Source organism: Acidobacteriota bacterium (assembly GCA_012517875.1).
In the GTDB taxonomy this organism is placed as follows: domain Bacteria; phylum Acidobacteriota; class JAAYUB01; order JAAYUB01; family JAAYUB01; genus JAAYUB01.
The window spans coordinates 16,760-38,420 of the sequence record JAAYUB010000035.1 but is presented as its reverse complement, the minus strand read 5'-3'; the positions used below and the strand labels follow the sequence as shown (position 1 = coordinate 38,420).

Below are 21,661 nucleotides of genomic sequence, written 5' to 3'. Positions count from 1 at the left end.
TTTGATGCTTGGCATAATCATTCGGTCGCGTATATTATTTAATGCTTTCGCCGACTTTTTTGTTGATCAAAAAATGAAACTATTATAAAATTTTATAATATATTTAAAAAAGGCAGGACGCTTATGGATGCGATCATCTACTTGGACAACGGAGCCACTTCGTTCCCCAAGCCCGAGTCGGTGTATCAGTACATGGACTTCTTTTACCGGAATTACGGTGTGAACCCAGGACGGTCCGGATACGACATGTGCATGGAGGCCGGCTCCATGGTGGAGGATACCCGGAAACTCCTGTCCGACTTCTTCCACGGCACCGACCCCAACCGGTTGGTCTTCACCTACAACTCCACCGACGCCCTGAATCTGGCCATCTTCGGCGTGCTGGAACCCGGTGATCATGCCATCACGACGAACGTGGAACACAATTCGGTGCTGCGGCCGCTGTATCACCTCTTCAAGGACGGGATCATCGATCTCGACTACGTGCCCTTCGACGCACAGGGTTTTGTGGATCCCGACGAGATCGCCCGCCGGTTCAAGCAGAACACCCGTCTGGTGGCGGTGAACCATGCCTCCAACGTGATCGGCACCGTCCAGCCCATCGGCGCGATCGGCCGCCGCTGCCGCGAGGCGGGAATTCTGTTCCTCATCGACGCTTCCCAGAGCGCCGGCAAGGTGCCCATCAACATGGAGGCGCAGTGTATCGATCTGGTGGCATTCACCGGGCACAAGTCGCTGCTGGGGCCCACGGGCATCGGCGGACTGTGCGTCCGCGAGGGAGTGGAAATCCGGCACACCCGCGCCGGTGGCACCGGCGTGCGCTCCGCCGTGAAGACGCACCTGGACGAGTATCCCTACCGGCTGGAGTACGGCACCATGAACAGCCTGGGGGTGGCCGGCCTGAACGCCGGTGTCAAATGGGTGCTGGAGCAGGGGGTGGAAAAGATCCATGAGCAGGAGATGCATCTGACCCGGCTGCTCCGCGACGGCCTGCGCGACATTCCCGGCGTCACCCTGTACTGCGCCGACAACCTGGAGAACCACATCAGCGTCATGATCTTCAACGTGGACGGCCTCGAGGCCATGGACACCGGCACCATGCTCGACGTGGACTACGGCATCGCCTGCCGCACCGGCCTGCACTGCGCGCCGTTGGTGCACGAGCAGATCGGCACCGACAAGATCCACGGCGCCGTCCGCTTCGGCATCGGGCCGTTCAACACCGAGGCGCACATCCACGCCGCGGTCCGGGCGGTGGGCGAGATCGCCGCTTCGCGCCGCAAGTGATGCGCCGGATCAACCGCCGCCGCATCGACCCGGTGACGGGCCGGGAGTTCGTCCGTGGATATTACCGTCAAGGAACAGATTCTCACCACCCTGCGCTGCGAACTGGCCGCGATGGCTGAAACGTCGCGGCAGGCGGCCGAAACCGCCCGCGAGGGGATGCTGGTGGGAGACGAGCGGACCCGCACCCGCGGCGAGCGCGCCGTGTTCAACGAGCAGACCTACCTTGTGACGGCCCAGATGCAGCAGGTGGAGCGGTGCCAGGCGCTGCTGCGGGCGCTGGACGACCTGGACCTGTCGCCGGCGCGCAAAGCGCGGCCCGGGTCGCTCCTCGAGATCGCCGCCGAGGGCGGGCTCGCCTCCGGGCTGTACTTCCTTGTGCCCGGCGGAATGGGCGTGTCGGTGGACACCGGGGGACAGTCCGTCCAGCTGGTGAGTCCCGACTCGCCGTTGGGCCGCGCGCTCCTGGACCGCCGACCCGGAGCGGAGGTCACCGTGGACCTGCCGGCGGGCCCGTGCCGACTCCGCCTGCTGGCGGTGGTGTAGGGAGCGGATCCGTGCTTCCCGATGCTCCGCAAATTCGAGCAGGAGCCCATTCCGTGCCGCTGAACCCGAAGATTCGCCGCCCGGGACGGTGTCCGGATGGACTTGATCTCCCCTGCCATAAGATTCATACTGACAGTCGTGCGGCGGGGATGAACCGATAAACGGACCACCCGATGTCATTTACGAGCGCCGGATCAGTACGGGACACCAAAGGAGAGTTGTATGAAGAACCATGGAAAGACGTTATTCCTGAATTGCCTGATGTTCTCTCTGCTGTCAACCGTGGCCTGGGCCCAATTGCCTCCCTCAGCGCAGGTTTTGCCGGCCGGATTCAAACTGGTTGACGAGCGAAACCTCGGTGGGACCATGATCATCCAGGCCACCAAGCCCAACGAGAATTTCCCCAAGCCCCACCTGGATCAGGGCATCCAACTCGAGATCATGTGGCAGAACAATCCGGCGGTCGATCAGATCCTGGAGATTCTCGCTAGCCAGCCTGAGGATCCGGGTGGACAACTCCCGGGCTCGGCGACGCGGGACGAACCGTGCGGCAAGGAGCGCTACCGGGGCGGCATCCTCAAATGCCGCAAATCCATCACCCCCTGGATCGGAGGGGGGAGCGGACCTGACCTGGTGACTTGGAGCATCGGTTGGGCTGGCAAGGGCCCCAACGGCCTCGTGGGCGTCAATGTCCACTCTTTCTACGGGTCCAAGGAAACCGCCATGGGTTGGATCGATTCCATCATCCCCAAGATCACCCAGACCAACTGACTAATGGTCGGCCGGTCGATCCGGCCGACCAACACCCACCAGCCGCTGCCAGGAGCCCCACCGGATCGCCCGTGGATCAGAGCCGGTTCCGTCTCTCAGAAGTGACTAGGGAAGGAAACGGCCGGCCGCGACGGCCAGTGCGGTCAGCGCGACGGCGGCAGCCGGGTGGGGCGCCGCGGCAAGCCTCGGCCAACGGCTGGACAGACGCCGGTCCAATTCCATGAACAGCCCGATGAGGAGCGCGTTCACGACGCCCTCCAGCAGGAGGAACCGCGACAGGCCGGCGACGCCGTGGTCCAGGACGCCGCGCAGCGGCGCCAGCGACGCGGCAGCGGCGAGCAGAAGCGTGTAACCGGCGCGCCAGCCGATGGCGGCGGTAAGACCAATCATTGCGCCCAACCGGCCCGTCGCCATCGGCCAGAGCCGCAGGACCGCCCCCACCGCCAGCGACTGGAGCAGGATGGCCGCCACCGGATTGGCGACGGCAAACGGGTCGGCGCCAGGCAGGGCGAGATCCATCAACTTGAGCGCGGCGGCCACGGGACCGAGAGCCAGGGCGGCCGCCGGTGTGCCGGTGCCGCGCGCCGCCCTCACCATGCACCAGGCGCCCACGGGGAAAAGCACCGCCCCGGCCAGGCCGGGCACCGGCGCCAGGTGCAGCCCGAAGCCGATGGTGGCTTCCGCCAACCCCCACGCCGCCCCCCAGAACAAGGCGCTGGGCCAGAAGGTTCGATGTTCCATAGTTACAATCATACAAGGTCTGGCACAGCCGGTCGACAGAATTTCATGATCAGGGGACGGCAACACCTGAAAACCGCCGCGGCGCTGAGGGGCTGAGGTGCAAAGAGGATCTTTGGAACCGGTCATTTCCGACGGAACAAGAACCGGAGTCCGTTGTAAAGTGAAATGGGCATCCCGCCGACATGCCCGGAATCCGGGATGATCTCGGCCTTCAGCTGGGGCTCACGGAGATCTCGTTTCATCAAAGCATCGCGTAACAGTCCGTACCCTTTCAGCATTTCCCACGATTCCGCGTCGCCGACGGAGAGATAGACGCCCCGGACTCCGCGGAGCTTTTCCGCCGTCAGCTTGTCCAATTCGACGGCCAGCCCGAAATCGTTATACCAGAGCGACGGGCTGCCAATCAGGTAATATTGGAAAAGCTGCGGGTCCTGTGCCAGGACGCACGTCCCCATCAGGCCGCCCAACGAATATCCCATCAGGCAGCGCCGGGAGGGATCCGCTGGAAAAGACGCCTCAATGCGAGGAACGAGTTCGTTTTTTAGGAAAGTGGAGAATCGCGTCATTCCGCCCGCCAGCTCGACGGCGCTGGGATACGTATTCTGCTTCGAATAGTCGTCCGTGGGCCGGCCGGGCGTGAAATCCCGGGTGCGTGTCGTGGCCCACTCGTGCATCCCTCCCGGCTGGCTAATGCCCACCATGACGAACGGTTCCGTCAGCCGGCCCATGTCCATAAGCTTGGGCAGCGACTGGAGGTAATCACCAAGGATATACCAGTCCAGGCAATACACCACCGGGTACCGGGCATCACCCGCCGCCGCCCTGGCTGGGAGCACCACCTCGATGGTGTAGGTGGCGCCGACGGTCTCGGACCGCATTTCAAACCGCTGGACATCGGCACCGCAGCATGCACCGCCCCAGGCGATCAACCATAGCACCATAGACACAATGCTGATGCGCTTCATGCGGGACTCCTTGGCTATCGGACAGTCAAACTGGGCCGCGGGTCTCACCGGTCACTGGCAAATGAGAAGTGTTGCGACACCACCACCCAGCGGCCGTCGCGCTTCTCCACGACGCCGGTCCAGCGGGTGTTCTCCCACGAGGCCGGCTCGCCCTTGTACGTGTTGATGTCATCAAGCACGCAGTAGAACCAGGCCACCTCGCCGCAACGGGCGAACGTGATCTCCAGGTCTTTCAGCTCGTGGCGGACGTACTGAAAATCGGGGCTCAGCCAGAACGGCGCGTTCGCCTTGACGTCCTCGAACCGCTTGATCACCCGCCGGCCCGGGGTCACGCTGATGTAGTCCTCGTCGTTGGCGATGGAGCCGTAAAACAGCTCGAGGTTCTTGTCCTTGGCCCAGCCGATCACCGAACTGATCACCCGAGCGATCTCGGCCCGGTCCGCCTCGCGGTCGGCGGCGATGGGATCCGTCGCGGCCGCTGGTAGCGTGACGCAGAGCGCCAGCAGCGCGATCCGAATGATTTTTGCCATGGTTGACTCCAGACCGTCCCCGCCCGAGCGACGGTCGGGGACGGTCGCTGGGACCTTATTTCAATTCCGATTCGATCTTCGCGATCCACTTCACACCGTTCTCGTTCCTAGGGTTCAGCTCTACGGATTTCTGATACAGTTTCAGCGCTTTCTGCTTGTTGCCCGTGGCGTAAACGCCCTCGGCCAGGCTGTCGTAGGCGTTCCACGACTCGGGGTACAGCTCGCGCATGAACTCGAAGACCTGCAGGGCGTCCGCGGATTTCTTCTGCTCGTTGAGCAGGACGTATCCCATGGCGTTGAGCTGGGCTTCGGAGAAGAAGTATTTGTTCTGGTTTTTCAGAACGTTCGCGCGCAGCGGCGGGAATTCGGCGGCGAAGGTCTCATCTCGAATCATTTCCCACAGGGCTTGGCCCACCGAGATCTTGCCGGTGTGGATCAGGTAGAGATGCTCGATGGAGATCCGCTGCCCGTTGGGGCTGATGCCGGGGCTGCCCACTAGTTGGGGAAACTTGGCTTGGAGCGTGTACTCCGCGACCATCTGGTCGAACGTTTTGCCCGCCTGGATCATGGCGGGCACGTCGGCCAGCAGGGCCTGCAGGTAGTCGAAGCGGGATCGGAAGCCCGCGGCGCTGAGTTCGCCGTTCCAGTGGCCGGGGACGTACATCTGGATCTCGCCGCCGCGGTCGAGCAGCGCCTGCCAGTTCCGAACCAGCACGGGGTAATCCGCGACTTCGCCCGAATGGACGGCGAAGGTGGCCAGACAGCCGGGCGTGTCGGTGAGCCACTTGTCGCACATCATGTCGCCGGTGAACAGGATCCCCTTCTGCCGGGCGAAAATGAAGATGTCGCTCTTGGTGTGGGTGCCGCCGGCCTGGTACAGCTCGAAGGTGACGTCGCCGCAATCCAGAGTCATCGTGTCGGTGAACGTCTTGGTGGGGAAGGTGGGTGCGGGCTTCAATTTCAGGAATTCGATGGACAGCGTGTTGATGATGATCCGCTCCTCGGCGGCCGTCTTCTGCTCCGGGGTCAGCTTGCCCGAGGCGATCTGATCCTTCTGCCGCTGGATGTCCTCGGTGCGCCAGATGATTTGCCGGGCGAAGTTGCCCTGGTTCTCCTTCATCATCTCCACGACGCGCTCGTGGGCGATGATCTGGCAGTCGGCGTAGACGCCGTTGCCGTTGGTGTGATCGGCGTGGCCGTGGGTGTTGATGAGGTACTTGAAGTCGCTGCGCCCGAGCTCCTTGGCGATGACCTGGCGGAACGCCTGGTCGAACTTCGGGATGTCGGTGCTGTCGATCACCACGATCCCCTTCTGGGTGGCGATCGCGCAGACGGCGGTGGACGAGATCTGGTCGCCCACCCACACGCGGACGACGCCGGGGGCGAGCTGCTTCACGTGCAGGGGCAACCCTTCGACGGTCCCGCCCGCGCCCGCCAGGCCCGCCAGAGCCGTCAGCAGGGCCGCCACAACAATGAGTCGGTGCAACATGGTCTTCCTCCTATAAATGACATATCCGATTGATACGTATCCAATCGGCGCTCGTCCTCAGCGAGTTTGAGCCGACGCGCGGAGAATCTCGGCCGAGACCCAGTAAATGTCACTCTTCCCCCGTTCGCCGCCGCTGAAGAAGAGGTACTTCCCGTCGGGGGACACGCACGGCGTGCCCGCCCGCATCCCCAAGTCCAGCGCCCGGGGTTCCCCCCAGCTCCCGTCCGCGTTTCGATAGGATACGAACAGGACCTGATCGATGGCTTCTCCCGGCCGCATGCGCGAAAAGATCAGGTACGACTCGTCGGGCGCGATGAATGGGTACATGCCCGGCGTATCGCCGTTGACCGGCGGCCCCAGACGCTGCGGGGCCCCGTAGCCGCTCGCGGTTGGTTTCATGACGGCGATGGCGGCTCCGGCGGGTCCCTTGGAAATGTCCGTGGTGTAGATCGTCCCCGACCGAGCCGTGGAAACGTACATGACCTGCATGGGGTTGAACGGCGTGCCCGCGTCCTGCGGCGCGGCCCAGCCGTCGCCCGCGCGCTCCGCGTACCAGATATTCAACTGAGGTGGCCCCGCCGGTCCGCTCCCGGCGGTCAGGGGACGGTCCGAGGAGAAATAGAGCCGTTTCCCGTCGGGCGTCACCATGGGCTCGAACGACATGGCGTTCGGCCCGGCCGCGGTGGCGTTGAAGGCGGCCGGTTCGGGCGGCGTCCAGGTGCCGTCGATGCATCGCGTGACCATGATGCGGGTGGGACTCTGCCGCGACTCGCGGCGGGTGAAGTAGTACTCCCGGCCGTCGGGTGTGAATGAGCCGGCGAACTCGTGCGCCCCGGTGGAGACAATCCCCGGCGCAAAAACCTCCGGCGTCCTTCCCGGCGGCTTCTGCCCCAGGTAGGAGCCGATCTGTTCTGGGTCCTCGCCTGGCTGTACCGACAGGCTCAATGCCATCACCTGCAAGCACAGAATGATTGCGAATTTTTTCATGTTGCAATCATCTCTTTCGCTATTGCTTCGGTCTCAGCGCTTCGATGACTGTCGCGGAAACCCGGTAGATGTCCGTATCCCGAGTGAAGAAGATGGACCGGCCGTCCGGCGAGAAGGCGGGACTGGACTCGGCTTGGTCGGTGTTGACGACAGGGCCGAGGTTCATCAGCTTGCTCCAGCCGCCCGATTCGTCCCTGAACGCGACGTAGAGGTCCCAGTTCCCGAAGCCGCCATCCCGGCGCGAGTGCATCAGCAGGATCCGGCCGTCGGGAGACAGGCACGGCCCGCTGAACCCGCCGGCGAACAGATCGTCCGTCAGGGGTAGGGAGCGCGGTTCGTCGAACCCGTCGCCGAGGCGCGCGGCCTGGAGGAGACGGCGGCTGTTGCCGTTCTGCCGCATGAAATAGATCCCGCCGTCCGGCCCGAAGGCCGGATGAGCCTCGATGTCGGCGGGGTCGGCGGTGTTGACCGGCGGACCCAGCCGGACGGGGAAGCCCCATCGATCTCCCGTCTTTTCCGCCATCCAGACATCCGGAAATTTTCCCGGTTCGCCCCCGCCGCCGGCGGGCCGGTTGGAGACGAAGAGGATCTTTCGGCCGTCGGTGGACAGGCTGGGCTCGATGTCCATGTACTCCCGCGCGTATGGGAGGGCAACCGGTTCACCCCACGAATCTCCTGCCCGGCGCCGGCTGAGGAACGACACGGCGTTTGTCGCCGGGTCCCGTTCAGTGTAGAGAATTTCGGCGCCGTCGGCGGACATGGTCAGCTTCATCTGGATGCCGTCCCGGGAGACGACGCCCGGCGCGAACACCTCCGGTGTCGCTCCGGGCGGCTTTGCTTCCGTTGCCGCCGGCTTCTCGAACAGGTCGCGATAGAACCGGCGGACAAAGTTTTCGGGAATTTTGTCCACCGGGTAGGAGCCGTGCATCAGGACGTGCACCCAGCGGCCGTCGCGCTTCTCCAGCACCCCGGTCTGGAAGACGTCCTTGAGGCAGAACTCCTTCCCCTTGAAGGAGCCGCAGTCGTCGAGGCGGCAGGAGTACCAGGCCACGTCGCCGGAGCGCGAGAACACGATGCGCAGGTCGCGGAACTCGAAGCGGGTGCCGCGGAAGTCGGGGTCGCGCCACTGCTCCGCGTGCTTCTTGAAATTGTCGAGCCCGATCACCTGGCTGTCGGAGAAGAGCCAGAAGTGGAACAGGTCGTCGGCCCACAGGCGGAACATGGCATCGAAGTCCTTCTCGATGGCCCAGCCGATGGACTGCTCGATGGCGCGTTGCACCGCGGCGCGGTCGGCGGGTTCATCCGCGGCGGCCAGGTAGCCCACCGCGAGGACGGCGGTCACAATAATTGCAATCCAGGTGGTGCGGTGTCTCATGTGTCCTCCCTGCTTTCAATGCGATTCTTGTCTCGCTTTCTGAACAGGCACGAACGCGGCCCAGCCGTCCCAGGCCGGATTGTCCGTGAGGCGGACCGGGTGCCCGCCGTCGGCATCGATCCGGTACACTTCGAAATTGCCGTCGCGGACGCTCTGGACCAGAATGAAGCGGCCGTCGGGCGACCACACGGCGTTCTCGTCCCGGGTCGCGACGGCCGTGATCGCCCGGTCGTTCGAGCCGTCGGTGTTCATCACCCGGATCATGCCCTCCATGCGGCCGCCGGCCCGGAACTTTTGGGAGTAGGCGATCTGCCGGCCGTCGGGGGACCAGGCCGGGAAGATCTCCCACTCCGGCGTGTTCGTCAGGCGCGTCTGGCCGCTGCCGTCAGGCGCCATGGTGTAGATCTCGTAGTTGCCGTCGCGGTTGGACATGAAGACGATCTTCGATCCGTCGGGCGACATGAACGGCCGCTCATCCCGGGCGGCGTTGTTTGTCAGGCGGCGCGGATTGGCGCCGTCGGCGGCCATGATCCAGATCTCGGTGCGCTCCCCGAAATCCCGGACGAACAGGATGCTGTCGCCATCGGGGGTGAACTCGGGATTCCCCAGTTTATCGGGGGAGGTGGTGAGCCGGCGGACGTCGCTGCCGTCGACGGCCATGCTGTAGATCTCCATGTTGCCGTCCCGGTCGCTGAGGAACGCGATCCGCCGGCCGTCCGGGGACGGGGCGGGGCAAAGGTCCTGGGCCGGGTGGCGGGTCAGATTCACGGGCTCCTTCTGTCCGGGATGGAGAATGTAGACCTCCTTGTTGCCGTCCCGCCCGGAATAGAACGTCACGGCGTAATCGCCGCCGGCCGCCTCCGCCGCCGGCGGGCGCGGCCGGGCCTTTTCGATGATGTCGGCGCGGACCCAGTAAGAGTGGCTCGCGCCGTCGCGCTGGCTCAGGAAGAAGATGTACTTGCCGTCGGCCGTGACCATGGGACAGAGTTCGATGGACGGGCTGTTGATCTCGGGGCCCAGCCGGACGGGTTCGGACCATGTCCCGGCGGCGTCGCGGAAGCTCGCCCAGATGTCGTACTGCCGGGAAAACAGGAGATAGCTCCCGTCCGGGGCGATGAAGGGCGAATTCTCGCCGGCCGCCGAGTTGACGGGGGCTCCCAGGTTGACCGGCGGCTCATACGCGCCGCCGGAAAACCGGGCCAAATAGATGTCGTCCAGGCCGTGGCTGTCGGTGCCCTGTCCCGCGAAGTACAGGTTCCCGGCCGAGTCCAGGGAGAACTGCCAGTGCATGGGATGCGCGTTGACGGCCGGATCGAGCGGCTGGGGGTCGGACCAGCCGGCGGCGGTCCGGTCGGTGAACCAGATCTTCTCGCTCCCAGGCTGGCTCTCGCCCGGCAGCGGGCGCTGGGAAATGAAATAGAGCCGGCGTCCGTCCGCCGAGAAGAACGGCACGTCGTCCTCGCCGCGGGGCCCCGAGAAGGACGCCCAGGCGGGAGCCGTCCACCGGCCGTCCACCCGCTTCATCATCTGGAGGCCACCCCGGGAATAGATCTCCCCCGGGAACGCCATCATGGGCGCCCAGTAGACTTCGTTTCCGTCCGGCGAGAACACCGCCGTGCTGTGGAGGCCCCAGATCGACGAGATCATGCCCAAGCCGAACAATTCAGCCTGGTCTTTCGGCGGCGGTTGGCCCAGGAAATCGCCTTCGAGGACCGGGAACCGGATCGCCGCGGTGTCGGCGCCCCGCTCCGCGAGCAGGGCCGCCGTGGCGGCCATCTCCCGCTCGCGGGCGACGTTGTAGGCCGTCTGGCCCATGAGGGTCCGGGCGTCGAGGGGGGCGCCTCGCTGAATCAGCATCCGGGCGGCCTCGGTCCGGCCGTCCCGGGCGGCGTAGTGGAGCGGCGTCCAGCCAAAGCGGTCGGCCCGGGCGGGATCGCATCCCTTGGCCAGCAGGGCGGAGACGATTTCGGCGGAACCGCCCGAGGCCGCGGAGTTCAGGAGGACAACGCCATCGGCCGCATCCTTCAGTTCCGGAATCCAGCCGGCCAGGCGTTGAAACAGTCTGGTTAGTCCGTGAGAGGCGGCTTCCGCGATCAACTGCCGCCGCTCCGCCGGGGCTTCCGGCAGCCGGGCGCCATGGCCAAGGAGCAGGTCCACGAACTCCTGCTTGCCCCGCCAGGCCGCCAGTCCGAGGGCGCTCGAGCCGAACTTGTCGACGGCGTTCACGTCGGCCCCGGCCTCGATGATCACCCGGCCGGTGGCCGCCTGCCCGCGCTCCCGCGCGCAGAGAATCAGGGCCGTGCGCTGGTAGTCGTCCCGCGCTTCGATCGCGGCGCCCTTCCGGAGGAGCGCGACCACGGCCTCGGTCCGGTCGTTCATCGCGGCGAGGTGCAGCGGCGTCTTGATCCGGGCGTTCTGAAGTTCCAGCGGGGCGCCCTTCTCGATCAGGACCAGGATCAGTTCCACGTCCCCCGTCGCGGCGGCGATGTGCAGGGGCGTGTTGCCGCCGCCGTCGCGTGCGGTGAGGGCTTCGGGGGACTGCTCAAGGAGCGCCCGGACCGCGGCTGCGTCACCCGCGCGGACCGCGTCGAAGATTTCCTGGGGACGCGCCGCCGTCATGGTCAGGAAAAAGAGTGCCGTCACTATCGAAATCGTCCGCCATGCTCTCATCTGTTTTCTCCTGTCTCAGTTCTTCCAAACAAACAGCGGCCGGCCGGCGCCGGCGGGCCGCCCTCACATCTCGACGATGAACCGGTCGCCCTCGACGGTGAGCCGGGCGTAGCTCAACTCGATGGACACGTCCCCCTGCCGCACGACGAACCGTCTCTCGCCCTCGCGGATCTCCGGCGGCTGCGACAGCCCGTGGACGCACACCCGCACCACCCGGAGCGAGTCATCGAACCAGGTCAGGCTGGGATGATTCATGATCCGCAGGCTGCTCCCGTCGGTACCGGCGACGAAGACCAGCCGGTGGTACACGCCGCCGTCGGCCAGGATCTCCATAGCCAGCGGCTCGAACAGACGGATGGCGAGCGGCCGGGCGGCGGCCCGGATCTCGATGCGGTACCCGGGCGCCGCGTCGTGGCGGGCGAGTTCATCCGTCTTGCGCGCCTGCCACGCGGCCAGGTCCGCCCGGGCCGCGGCGCGGAACGCTTCCTGCTCGTCGCGGCTGAAGGCCCGGAACGCCTCCGGCCTCTCGCTGAGAGCGGCGACGAGCAGATCCTCCAGGTACAGGCGGTCGTCCGCTTCCAGGCGCGCCTTCCAGTCCGGTCGCAGCGCGTCCAAAATCATGGCAATCCAGCGCCCCTCCCAGTAGCCGAGATCGCGGACGCCCGCCGGCGCGATGCCGTCGGTGATGTTCGACGCGTCGAGCGGATCGACCCGGCGGGCCATCCGCTCGACGTAGTCCGACAGCCCTTCGGTGCGCTGCAGCTCCTGTTCGTACGTGACGAACGGCTCGGGGAGCGGGCCGAGCCGCTCCTGCCGGAGATGCAGCGCCTGCCGCGTCCACCCGGCCATGGCCGCCGGCTCCGCCGCGGTTACCGCCCGCCGGAAGGCCTCCTTCTCCAGGCGCCGCAGCGCCAGCGCCTCGGCCGTCTCGGCCGGGTAGCGGAGCAGCACCCCGTCGTTGGGCCGCCAACGCGGGTGGCGCGTCCGCTGGAACACGTGGAACTGCTCGTGCACGATGATGCCGGCCATGTCCTTCAACGCGTACGTCTCGCCCGTCCGTTTCGAGGAGGCGGCGAGGACGCTCGTCGCCACCCAGCCCTCGCCCAGCCGGGCCACGGAATTCCCCCGCGCCAGCGGATGCCGGCCCGGGTGGATGAACACGCCCGAGTCCGGCGCCGCCGGAGCGAACCCCTCGGGGGCGCTCGGGGCGTGGAACAGGTAGGTGTCCCGCCCGTCAAAGACGAGCACGGGGATGTCCCGCGTCCGGAAGCCCGGCCAGAGGGCGTCCATCCGGCCGTCGTCCGCCAGCGCCATCACCTGGAAGACGTCGGCGACGGGAACGTCCCGATCCGGCGCGCTCCCGGCCACCATGCCCGCCGAGAGGAGAACGACAACACAAGCGAGCGGCCATCTTGCCGTCATCAGCGCGCCTCCTCATTGCGGACGATGAACCGGTCGCCGGGGTTGCCGGCCGTGCGCAGGGCGGAGAGATCCGCCTGCTTCCGGGAAAGCTGGAGGCGGACTTTCCGCTCCAGCGGTTCGTGGCCGAAGGCGAAAACGGCTTTCGGTTGGAACCGGACTGTCTCCCGGTAAGCTTCCCGAATGCCGTGGGCGAACTCCGGGCCGATGCCGGAAGGGGTTCCGAGGAGCAGGATGTCGGGCCGGACGCCCCGGGCCTTCAATCGGTCGATGACGCCGGCGTCGCGGCGCTGGACAAGATAGTTGTCGCAGATGCCGGTCAGCCAGACGATCGTCAAGCCGTCGATTTCCAGCACCGCGGCGGAATGAGCGCCGTAAGAGGGGAGGACCGTGACCGTGAGCCCGTTGAGGGTCAATGATTCGTCCGCCCGGGGGAAATACGCCTGCTTCAGCTCAAACCGGGCATAGAAGCGGTCATGGGCCGGATTGAGGATGAAGGCGATCCCGGGGTTGTCTTTTTGGAAGGAAAAGAACGGATTGGTTCCTTCCAGGGAGAATGGACGTCCGGGTGGATGGATGTCCCTGTCGACGTAGATGACGCAGCGGCCCCGACCGGCGATAGCGGCAAGGAATTCGGCCGTCAGGTGGCCATTGGCCAGGGATTGTTCCGGAGGGGCGGCGCCGGTTTCCGAGTAGCCGAAGACCAGAAGGGCGCTGCGGGTGCTCACCGCCCAGCTCCCGTTCTGCAGCTTGATGACCTCCGCTTCCCGCGCTTTAAGTTCCGCCAGCGAGATGGCGCTGTCGGCGTCGCGGCTGGAAGGGCTGCTGCTGTCCGCTTCCTGTCCCCTAAGCAGCCGGGCAGCCGAGGCGTGCCCGTAGCGGCGGGCGTAATCGAGGGCCGTCGCGCCGCTGTCGTCTTTCGCTTCGGGCTTCAAACCGGCCCGCACCAGGATTTCGATGACGTCCGCATGTCCTTCGACGGCGGCAAGATGGAGCAACGACCGGCCGAGATGCCGGTCCTTGCGGAAGGGATTCGAGCCGTTCTCGATCAGGGATTGCACGAGCGCGGAGTTGCCGTCCCGGACGGCGATCGCCAGGGGCGTCCGGTCGAGAAAATCCGGCACGTCGACCTCGGCCCCGGCCTGGAGGAGATAGTCGCAATACTCCCGGTTGTTGTTGAGCACGGCGAAATACAGGGGCGTGGTCAGGGAATTGCATTGTGTGTTTATGTCGGCTCCGCGATCGATGAGGTGGCGGCACATCGCGAAATTGTCGCTCAGGGAGGCATGGATCAGGGGCGTGGCGGCGCCGATGGCCCGCGTGTCCACCACGGCGCCGTGGTCCAGCAGCAGGTCGACCATCGCCGGGTCGCCGCGCCAGTTGGCGGCATGGATCGGCGCGCGCAGGTTGTGGTCGCCCGCCCGAACCGGCGCGCCCCGCTCCAGGAGCAGGCGCGCCATCTCCCGGTTGCCGGCCGAGACGGCGGCGAACAGCGGCGTGCGGCCGGCGCGGTCGGTGGCGTTGACCAGCAGCGGGTGCGCGTCCAGCAGCGCCGCGACCTGGTCCAACTGTCCGTCCCGGACCAGCCCGAAGATGTCCGGATCCTGAGCGAGGCCGAGCATCACGATCCCGAGCGACAGCACGGTAACGAAGACGAATCTCATCGGGCATTCTCCAGGGTTGGTTTCTGTCCCGGGTCGTGATCGCCGCCGTCCGGGCGGAACAGGTAGATGTACAGCCCGTTGGACAGCAGGAACGTCTCGGTGCGCACCAGCGCAAAGCCGGCCCGCTTCATCGTTGCGGCCATCTGCTCGGGGGTCAGGTACTCGCGGTCCGGACGCGGCGCCCACTCCACGAGGGCCAATTTCCCCGAATGCTTCAACGCCTTGCGGGCGTTGCGTATGAGGGGGACGGGATCGTCGAAGTGATGGAAGGATGAAATGATGAAAATAAGATCCAGCGAATCCGGGGGGAGTTTCGGGTTGTTCACTTCGCCCAGGACGGTCTCGACATTCCGGATGTTCCAGCGTTCGCACCGGGAGCGCAGATACTTGAGCGCATCGGAATCGATGTCCTCGGCGTACACGCGGCCCTCGACGCCCACCCGGGCGGCGAGCTGGACCGCGTACCGCCCGCGCCCCGCGCCGATCTCGGCAACCACCTGGCCCGGCGCCACGCCCACGGCGTCCAGCACCCGGTCCGGGGGCTGCAGTCGGTTGAGCCGGGCCTCGTTCTCGTTTTCGGGCTCCAGCGCGCCGGGGGCGAGGGAGTGGACCTTGGCGGAGTCGTTCGACGCAGGGACGTCGGGTACGGCGGGGCGGAGAATGAAGATGTTGTCCTCTTTGAGCTTGTCCTCGATCACCGCGTCCAGGACGAAGCCGGCTTCCCGGGCCTCCCGGCCCACGGACTCGCGGGTCAGCGTCCGGCCTTCCTTGGGGAAGCAGGCATCGTCGGTCCGGCTGAGGATGGTTTCCACGTTGTCCAGGCCCAGTCGCCGGCAACGCGCCTGCAGGTATTCGAGTGAAGCGGCGTTGATGTCGTTGGCGTAAACTTTTCCCTTGTCGCCCACCCGGTCCGCCGGGTGGACCGTGACCCGGCCGCGGCCGGCGCCCACCTCGCCGATGACCAGCCCGGGCCGGACGCCCAGGAGGTCCATCACCAGTCCCGGCGGCTGGAACTCGTTGGCCATCTGTTCCCGATGCTCCGTCAATGTGTCGGTATTCGAAGCGGCCTGAAGGCCTCCGCCGGAATTCTTGCCGGCGTGGAGATGGGAGAAATCCGCCGGGACGACCGTCAGCAGCAACCAGCACCACAAGCAGTTCCTGACTATTCGATTCATGGTTTGCTCCCGGTTGCCGTCGCTTCCGCTGTCGCCAATTCCCGGGCGACGGCGTCGAGGACCTCCTTCACCGGGGCGCTCTCAAAGCCGTCGCCGGGCGGCGGGCCGCCGCCGCGGGGTCCGAGGATGATGCCCGGCCGGAAGCGGGTGACGACGGCCGGGTGAATCGCCGTGACATCGGCTCCGTCCAGCAGCCCGGCGGCCTGGACCACCCGGTTGCCGGTGCAGAACGCGGCGATGAGCACCCCCGCTGCGTAGGCATCGCGGACGAACTGGAGGACGGTCGGATTGGTGTTGAATTTCCGGAATTGCGGGCCGCTGGGGATGATGAGGCAGTCATAGCCGGAGAAGTCTTTCAGGTCGGGGATGAGGATATCGCTCGTGAGCACGACGTCGCGCGCTTTCTGGTAGCAGCCGCGGTACTCGGCATCGACGCCCACCCGCCGCATGGTCCAGCCGCGCCGGGCGATCTCGTCCCGCAGCGGGAAGTAGGTGTCGCCGAACCACTCACCCAAGAGGACGAGGACGGTGATGGTCTTCGCCGGTCGGTTGGTGGGCGCCGCTGTTTGGCCGGCGGAAGGTCGCGCGGCGGCAAGCAGGATCAGGCTCGCCAGCAGGAGTCGTTGCATATTTTCCCTCCAGGCAGTGTCATCCCCAAAGGCCGACCGTGTCTCATGGCGTCTCGACGCCTCAGCGGGGCATTGCGCGCCTCACTGCAGGCTGAATGCAAAGGGTTGCATACCCCGGTCGACGGGCGTCAGGGCATGCAGACGGTCGGTGGACGGTTCGATATGGTCCACCTCGAACCGCCGCAGGGGTTCGGGGCCGCCGCCCGTCCGCCCGGCCGGCGACCCGACGACCACCGCTCCCGCCGCGTGCAAGTGCCGCAGAAGAGTGAGGGCGGGACCGTAGGTTCGAGCCGTACAGAGCACGGTCACGGGACCGTAGTGTCGAAATTGCTCCGTGTCATTCACCGCCGTTCTCCTTTACGGTGCGGATGCCGTAGTCGAGCCAGATACGCTCGATGTAGTTGTGCGTGCCCGCCTTCAACCCCTCGAGTGCCCGGCGGCGCGTGGCGTTAGCCGCATGATCCTCGTGGGCGTGGGTGAGCAGCATCGCCTGAAGCGGATGTCGCGCCAGGAGTCTCCGGAAGTACTCCGGTGCCACGTCCGCGCCCGCCGGGTCGATGAGGAGGCTGCCGTCCGCCGTGGTGACGAGATAGGCGTTGCATGAGCCCTCGATCCGGTAGACGCCGTCGGCCAGCCCCAGGTACTCGATGTAGATGTCGGACAGCCACGTGCGGAGCAGCTCGCTTACAGGGATGGTGCCCAGCCAGTCCGGCTTCTGCTGCCAGGCGGTGTCAAAGATTACTGCGGCAATGGCGTCGAGAGACGCCGCCCGCCGCTCGGGCGCGAGCTGCGCGTGCTGGTTGAACGGGTAACCTGCGGTCAGGGGGAGCGGCCGGAGGCGGTCCGGGGCGACCCGGGACTGGAGCACGGCGCTGAGCACCGCCTGGTGCAGGAAGAGCCGCTTGAGGAAAGTGGTGCAGGCAGCTTGCTGGTACGTCGGGTCGTTCAACAGACCCGCTAATATTCGCCCCCACTCTTCGCAGATCCCGAGTTCTGGATTGAGGGCGTAGACTTCGCAGTTGTAGTATGGCTGGACCGGAACCGCGTCCACCACCGTCTCGACTGCCGGCAGCGCGCGGAAGTCGAGGTGGGTGGCCGCGTAAATGGGCGCCCAGTAGGCGTCCGGTGGTGCGCCCGGCGGGATGCCCACGGTGTTCGCCAGTGACACCGGCCGTACCGTGGCATCGACCGCGTTGCCGAGGTCCAGCGCCGCCGGAGGCTGCAGGATAAGCACGCCGGGGTCCAGCCAGGCGAGGGTGGCCGCCTTTCCCCGGACGCGCCGTTCCACCTCCGCCGCGGCGAAGGCCTTCAGGGCGAGGGGGTAGTCGAGCACCGCCGGCTCCAGGGCCAGCGGCACGAGTTCCACGCCGGCGCCCCGCAGTGCGTCACCCGGGACGCGGTCCGGGTCGGTCAAGACGACATGCACCACGCTGTCGCGATACGCCCCGCCGCGCTCGCGGAGGCTGCGCACCAGCGCCCGGACCGAACGGACCTGCTCTTCGGAGCCGGCATACGTGGCGACGGCCAGTGCGGCCGGCGCTACGGTGTTGTCTGCCGGGTGCCCCGGAGCGTTTGCGCGCAGAAGGGGAACGGCAGCCACGGACAGTGCGATCAGCAGCGCGATGCTCCGGAATGGCGGCAGGCGGTCCATGCGTCTCCTCCTGATGGGCTGCTCGTAACCGCTTCTACGAGGAGATGGGCTCGATTTCTCACGGAGCGGGCCTTTTCAGGGACAAAACGGACTATTACAATGACGAAGCCGCAAGCAGGGGACACAGGGATCCGCACGTCGGCTTCTGCCCGCCAGGCATGGACGGCTGGAGAAGCAACACAATGGAGTTATCTTTGCGTCTTGACGTCTTGACGAGACGAACCTTCGGTGTTTGCGAGCGCAGCGTCGAGATCCAGTCGGAGCTGGCGGCGCGGCGTGATCACCTCGAGCTCCCCGTAGAACTCGCACCGGTCGATGAACTCCCCCGCGATCACCGCCACCGTGGCGAGGAACGAACCTGCGGGGCCGCCCATCAACAGCCCCGGTAGCGGCAGCCCGAAGCCCACGGCGACACGCAACGCCGACATCGCCGCCGAGCCGAGGCGGAATCCGTCCCACCGTCGCAGTTTCCGGTAGGCGTACAGCGCCAGCTTCAGCCCTCCGGCGGGCACATAGAGCCACGGATCGCGGTACAGCACGCCGGTGAGGAAAAACCCGGTCAGCAGCGCCTGGTCGCTCAAGAAATTCAGCGGCCCAACCTGCATGGCCACCTGGTAGACGCGGTCGATGGCGATGAGCGCCGCGAAGCCCGCCACGGCGGCGATCCAGCCGAGGTGCGGCCGGTCCGGCCGCAGGAGATGCGCGCCGGCCAGCGCCAGGAACAGGGGGAAGAGGACGATCTCGCGGCTCAGCCACGAGGTGCGCCAGTTCGCCGCCGCCCGCCAGGCCCTCGCCTTGCGTCCCAGGTGGAACGCACTCAGGAGAAGGGCCGCCGCTCCGGCGGCCAGGAACGGCAGCGGCGGCACGGCCAGCGCGTCGCCCGCCGACGCGGCGGCAAGCGCCGCCAGCACCACGGCGGTCCAGGTGAAGAGCGCCAGCGGCCATTCGCTCCGCAGGGTGATTTTCGCGGCGGGCCAGCGCAGCGCGCCCGGGTAAAGTGCGGCCACCGCCGCCGGGTCGGGCGGGGCGGTGAGCTCGGGCGGCGATTTGCGGCGGGGCAGGGTGAAGCGGATAGCCGGGCCCAGGCCGGCCGCGGTGAACCCGGGCGCAGCCGGGTCGCCGGCGGGCGTCAGGGTGTCCAGCTGCAGGGCGCCGGTGGGACAGCAGGCGACGCAGGCCGGCTCCCGGCCTTCGGCCAGCCGCTCGGCGCAGAAGGTGCACTTCTCCATGAGGCGCTTCTCGGGGTTGTAACGCGGCGCGTCGTAGGGGCACGCCCAGGCGCAGTAGGTGCAGCCGATGCAGCGCGCCTCGTCGATGGTGACCACGCCGGTGGCCGGATCCTTCCGGTAGGCCGCCGCGGGGCAGTGCCGCAGGCAGGCCGGGTCGGCGCACTGGTTGCACGCCAGCGACAGGTGCACCACCGGCAGCGCCGGGTGGCGAGCCTCGTTGAAGGTGTGCACCTGCCGCCAGGCGCGGCCCGCCGGGAGCTCGTTCTCGTTGCCGCAGGCGATGACGCAGGCGCCGCAGCCGGTGCAGCGGTTGAGGTCTACGTGGAAGGCGCGCTGCTCCGTCATGCCCGCTCCACCTCCACCAGGTTGTCGTGGAAGGCGGCGCCGAAGCCCATGTCTGTCTCGCGGGCGCGGGAGGTGAGATTCACCGCGCCCCCCTGGGACAGCCACCAGCCGTTGGTCACCACCACGCAGCCGGCACGGAGGCTGAAGTCGAGCCGGGCCTCGATCCGCAGCTCGCCGCGGTCGTTGAAGATGCGCACCCGGTCGCCGTCGGCCACGCCGCGGACGCGGGCGTCCGCGGGGTTGAGCCACGCCTGAGGCCGGTCGCCGAACTGACGGATCACGTTCAGGTTGTTGAACTGGGAGTGAATTCGGTTTTTGGTGTTGGGCGTGAGGAACTGGAGCGGATAGCGCGACCGCTCGGATCCGGCGCGCCGGGGCGACTCCGCCGGCTCGGTGTGGTCGGGGAGCGGATCCAGCCCCCAGCGGGTGCGTGCCTCCTCGGAGTAAAGCTCGATCCGCCCCGACGGCGTCGCGAAACGGCCATCGGCATAGGCCACCTCTTCGGTGCCGGGCGCCGGCACCGGCCCCTCGCGCAGCCGTTCCAGGGTCAGCCCCGGGAAGGGCGCCAGACGCCCCGCCAGCCATCGCTCGATGTCGGCGTCGGCGGGGCCGGGGATCTCCGCCGCGATCGCCTCGGCGGGGAAGCCGAGGCGATGGGCGAGCAGGCGATAAACTTCCGTCTCCGGCTTCACCTCGCCCGGCGGTTCGATGAGCTTCTGGCGGAGCTGAATGTACGGATGCCAGTAGGCGCCGATGACGTCGGTTTGCTCGAACAGCGTCTTGGCCGGCAGCACCAGGTCGGCCTCGCGGGCGGTGTCGGTGAGAAACTCCTCCACCACCACCCGGAACTCCAGGGCCCGGAACGCCTTCAGCACCGAGTGGGTCTCGGGGTTCTGGGGGATGGGATTGCCGCGTTCCACCCAGGCCATCCGGAGCGGCGGATCGTTCTGGGCCAGCATGTCCGGGCCCAGACGTGCTGTGGATACGCTCACCCGCACCACGCCGTCGGGCTGCTCGGGGGGATAGAAGTCGAGCGGATCCTTCACCGGGCTGAAGATCTGGGTCTGCAGGTTGGCGTACATCCAGCCGGCGCCGGGGCGGCCGATCTGGCCGGTGATGGCCAGCAGCGCCAGCATGGCCCGCATGGTCTGGCCGCTGTTGGTGTAGCGCTGCATGCCGAAGCCCGGCGACACCGTCACGGGACGGACCGTGCCCATGAGCTCCGCCAGGCGGTGGACGGCGGCCACGGGCACCTCGGCCGTCGCGGCCGCACGCTCGGGCGGCCACAGGGCGGCCCGCTCGGCGAAGGCGTCGAAGCCGAGCACGTGGGCGTCGATGAAGGGGCGGTCGATCCAGCCGTTGCGGATGAGCAGGTGGGCGACCCCCAGGGCCAGGGCCCCGTCGGTGCCGGGGCGCGGCTGGATGAGCAGCTCGGCCCGCTCGGCGGTCTCGGTGCGGCGGGGGTCGATGACCACGAGGCGCGCGCCGGCGACCAGCGCCGCGTCCACATGGGCCATCTGGTGGACGTTGGTCTCGGCGGTGTTCTTCCCCCACATGACGATGAGGCGCGCGTTGGCCAGGTCCCACGGCGCATTGTGCTTCACCTCGCCCAGGGTGAGCCGCGTCGCCTCGAGACCAGCGGGCCAGCACAGATCGCCGTAGGTGGTGGTGCAGCCGCCCCAGCGACGCCAGAAGCTCATGCCGACGCCGTTGAGCAGGCCCTTGGTGCCGCTGCCGGTGTAGTAGAGGACGCTCTGGGGGCCGGGGTCATCGTGGAGACGCTGCAGCTTGTCCGTGATGAGATCCAGCGCGTCGTCCCACGGGATGGGCACGAAGGCGCCGGTGGCGGTGCGGCGCAGCGGCGTCAGAATGCGGTCCGGCGAGTACACCCGCTCCAGGTAGCTCAGCCCCTTGAGGCAGACGCCGTCAGCGGTGGCCCGGTTGCCGGGGTGGGGCTCGATGCGGCGGATGCGCCCATCCAGCACCTCCACCCTTAGGCTGCAGGTGCTGTAGCAGTTCCGCGGGCACGCCGTCGTGTAAATCGCCATCTTTCAGCTCGTGCTCGTGATCGTACTCGTAATCGTCATCGAGACTCGAGGCTCGTTACCGATCATCGGACCTCGGAATTCGGACTTGGGACCTCGGTTCTTGGTTCTGTGTGCTGAGTCCCAGCCTCCGGCTCCCAGAAGTT

At 66.9% G+C, this 21,661-nt stretch carries 18 protein-coding genes; 3 read left to right on the top strand and 15 right to left on the bottom strand.

Translation table 11 applies throughout. From position 1 onward, the window contains the following. Nucleotides 1-123 precede the first annotated feature (123 nt). From GX414_05100 to GX414_05090, 3 genes are all read left to right on the top strand, one after another. Entirely contained in the window at nucleotides 124-1,287 is a 1,164-nt protein-coding gene (locus tag GX414_05100) for an aminotransferase class V-fold PLP-dependent enzyme (protein ID NLI46465.1), read from the top strand. Nucleotides 1,288-1,341: 54 nt separating this feature from the next. After that, nucleotides 1,342-1,830, top strand: a complete 489-nt coding sequence (locus GX414_05095; GenBank protein ID NLI46464.1) for a GreA/GreB family elongation factor — start codon at nucleotides 1,342-1,344, stop codon at nucleotides 1,828-1,830. Between the two features lie 222 nt (nucleotides 1,831-2,052). Further along, the gene (locus tag GX414_05090; protein ID NLI46463.1) at nucleotides 2,053-2,601 is read left to right on the top strand and encodes a hypothetical protein; all 549 of its coding nucleotides are present in this window, start codon (nucleotides 2,053-2,055) and stop codon (nucleotides 2,599-2,601) included. Nucleotides 2,602-2,706: 105 nt separating this feature from the next. On the opposite strand, the gene GX414_05085 is transcribed toward GX414_05090, so the two are convergent. The 15 genes from GX414_05085 to GX414_05015 all read right to left on the bottom strand — a co-directional run bounded on the left by GX414_05085 (nucleotide 2,707) and on the right by GX414_05015 (nucleotide 21,518). Continuing rightward, nucleotides 2,707-3,342, bottom strand: a complete 636-nt coding sequence (locus GX414_05085) for a hypothetical protein (GenBank protein ID NLI46462.1) — start codon at nucleotides 3,340-3,342, stop codon at nucleotides 2,707-2,709. Nucleotides 3,343-3,464: 122 nt separating this feature from the next. Beyond that, nucleotides 3,465-4,307, bottom strand: coding sequence for an alpha/beta hydrolase (locus GX414_05080; GenBank protein ID NLI46461.1), 843 nt, complete (start codon nucleotides 4,305-4,307; stop codon nucleotides 3,465-3,467). 44 nt (nucleotides 4,308-4,351) lie between these two features. Continuing rightward, nucleotides 4,352-4,837: a nuclear transport factor 2 family protein gene (locus GX414_05075; protein ID NLI46460.1), complete on the bottom strand. Its 486-nt coding sequence runs from the start codon at nucleotides 4,835-4,837 to the stop codon at nucleotides 4,352-4,354. Nucleotides 4,838-4,892: 55 nt separating this feature from the next. Then, a complete protein-coding gene (locus GX414_05070) occupies nucleotides 4,893-6,326 on the bottom strand; it encodes an MBL fold metallo-hydrolase (GenBank protein NLI46459.1) in 1,434 nt (477 codons plus the stop codon). 57 nt (nucleotides 6,327-6,383) lie between these two features. After that, entirely contained in the window at nucleotides 6,384-7,313 is a 930-nt protein-coding gene (locus GX414_05065; GenBank protein NLI46458.1) for a hypothetical protein, read from the bottom strand. Between the two features lie 19 nt (nucleotides 7,314-7,332). Further along, a complete protein-coding gene (locus GX414_05060; GenBank protein NLI46457.1) occupies nucleotides 7,333-8,688 on the bottom strand; it encodes a SnoaL-like domain-containing protein in 1,356 nt (451 codons plus the stop codon). Between the two features lie 15 nt (nucleotides 8,689-8,703). Next, nucleotides 8,704-11,358: a hypothetical protein gene (locus GX414_05055; protein NLI46456.1), complete on the bottom strand. Its 2,655-nt coding sequence runs from the start codon at nucleotides 11,356-11,358 to the stop codon at nucleotides 8,704-8,706. Nucleotides 11,359-11,421: 63 nt separating this feature from the next. Next, nucleotides 11,422-12,780, bottom strand: a complete 1,359-nt coding sequence (locus GX414_05050) for a hypothetical protein (protein NLI46455.1) — start codon at nucleotides 12,778-12,780, stop codon at nucleotides 11,422-11,424. Continuing rightward, nucleotides 12,780-14,441: a hypothetical protein gene (locus tag GX414_05045; GenBank protein ID NLI46454.1), complete on the bottom strand. Its 1,662-nt coding sequence runs from the start codon at nucleotides 14,439-14,441 to the stop codon at nucleotides 12,780-12,782. The genes GX414_05050 and GX414_05045 overlap by 1 nt, the downstream gene beginning before the upstream one ends. Further along, the gene (locus GX414_05040) at nucleotides 14,438-15,616 is read right to left on the bottom strand and encodes a methyltransferase domain-containing protein (protein ID NLI46453.1); all 1,179 of its coding nucleotides are present in this window, start codon (nucleotides 15,614-15,616) and stop codon (nucleotides 14,438-14,440) included. The genes GX414_05045 and GX414_05040 overlap by 4 nt, the downstream gene beginning before the upstream one ends. After that, a complete protein-coding gene (locus GX414_05035) occupies nucleotides 15,613-16,245 on the bottom strand; it encodes a DJ-1/PfpI family protein (GenBank protein NLI46452.1) in 633 nt (210 codons plus the stop codon). Before GX414_05035 ends, GX414_05040 begins: the two co-directional genes overlap by 4 nt. Before the next feature lie 81 nt (nucleotides 16,246-16,326). Then, nucleotides 16,327-16,590, bottom strand: coding sequence for a hypothetical protein (locus tag GX414_05030; GenBank protein ID NLI46451.1), 264 nt, complete (start codon nucleotides 16,588-16,590; stop codon nucleotides 16,327-16,329). After that, nucleotides 16,583-17,896: an MBL fold metallo-hydrolase gene (locus GX414_05025; protein ID NLI46450.1), complete on the bottom strand. Its 1,314-nt coding sequence runs from the start codon at nucleotides 17,894-17,896 to the stop codon at nucleotides 16,583-16,585. Before GX414_05025 ends, GX414_05030 begins: the two co-directional genes overlap by 8 nt. A gap of 188 nt (nucleotides 17,897-18,084) precedes the next feature. Next, on the bottom strand, nucleotides 18,085-19,470 hold the full coding sequence (locus tag GX414_05020) for a dimethyl sulfoxide reductase anchor subunit (protein NLI46449.1): 1,386 nt from the start codon (nucleotides 19,468-19,470) through the stop codon (nucleotides 18,085-18,087). Then, nucleotides 19,467-21,518, bottom strand: a complete 2,052-nt coding sequence (locus GX414_05015) for a molybdopterin-dependent oxidoreductase (protein NLI46448.1) — start codon at nucleotides 21,516-21,518, stop codon at nucleotides 19,467-19,469. Before GX414_05015 ends, GX414_05020 begins: the two co-directional genes overlap by 4 nt. Nucleotides 21,519-21,661: the final 143 nt, after the last annotated feature.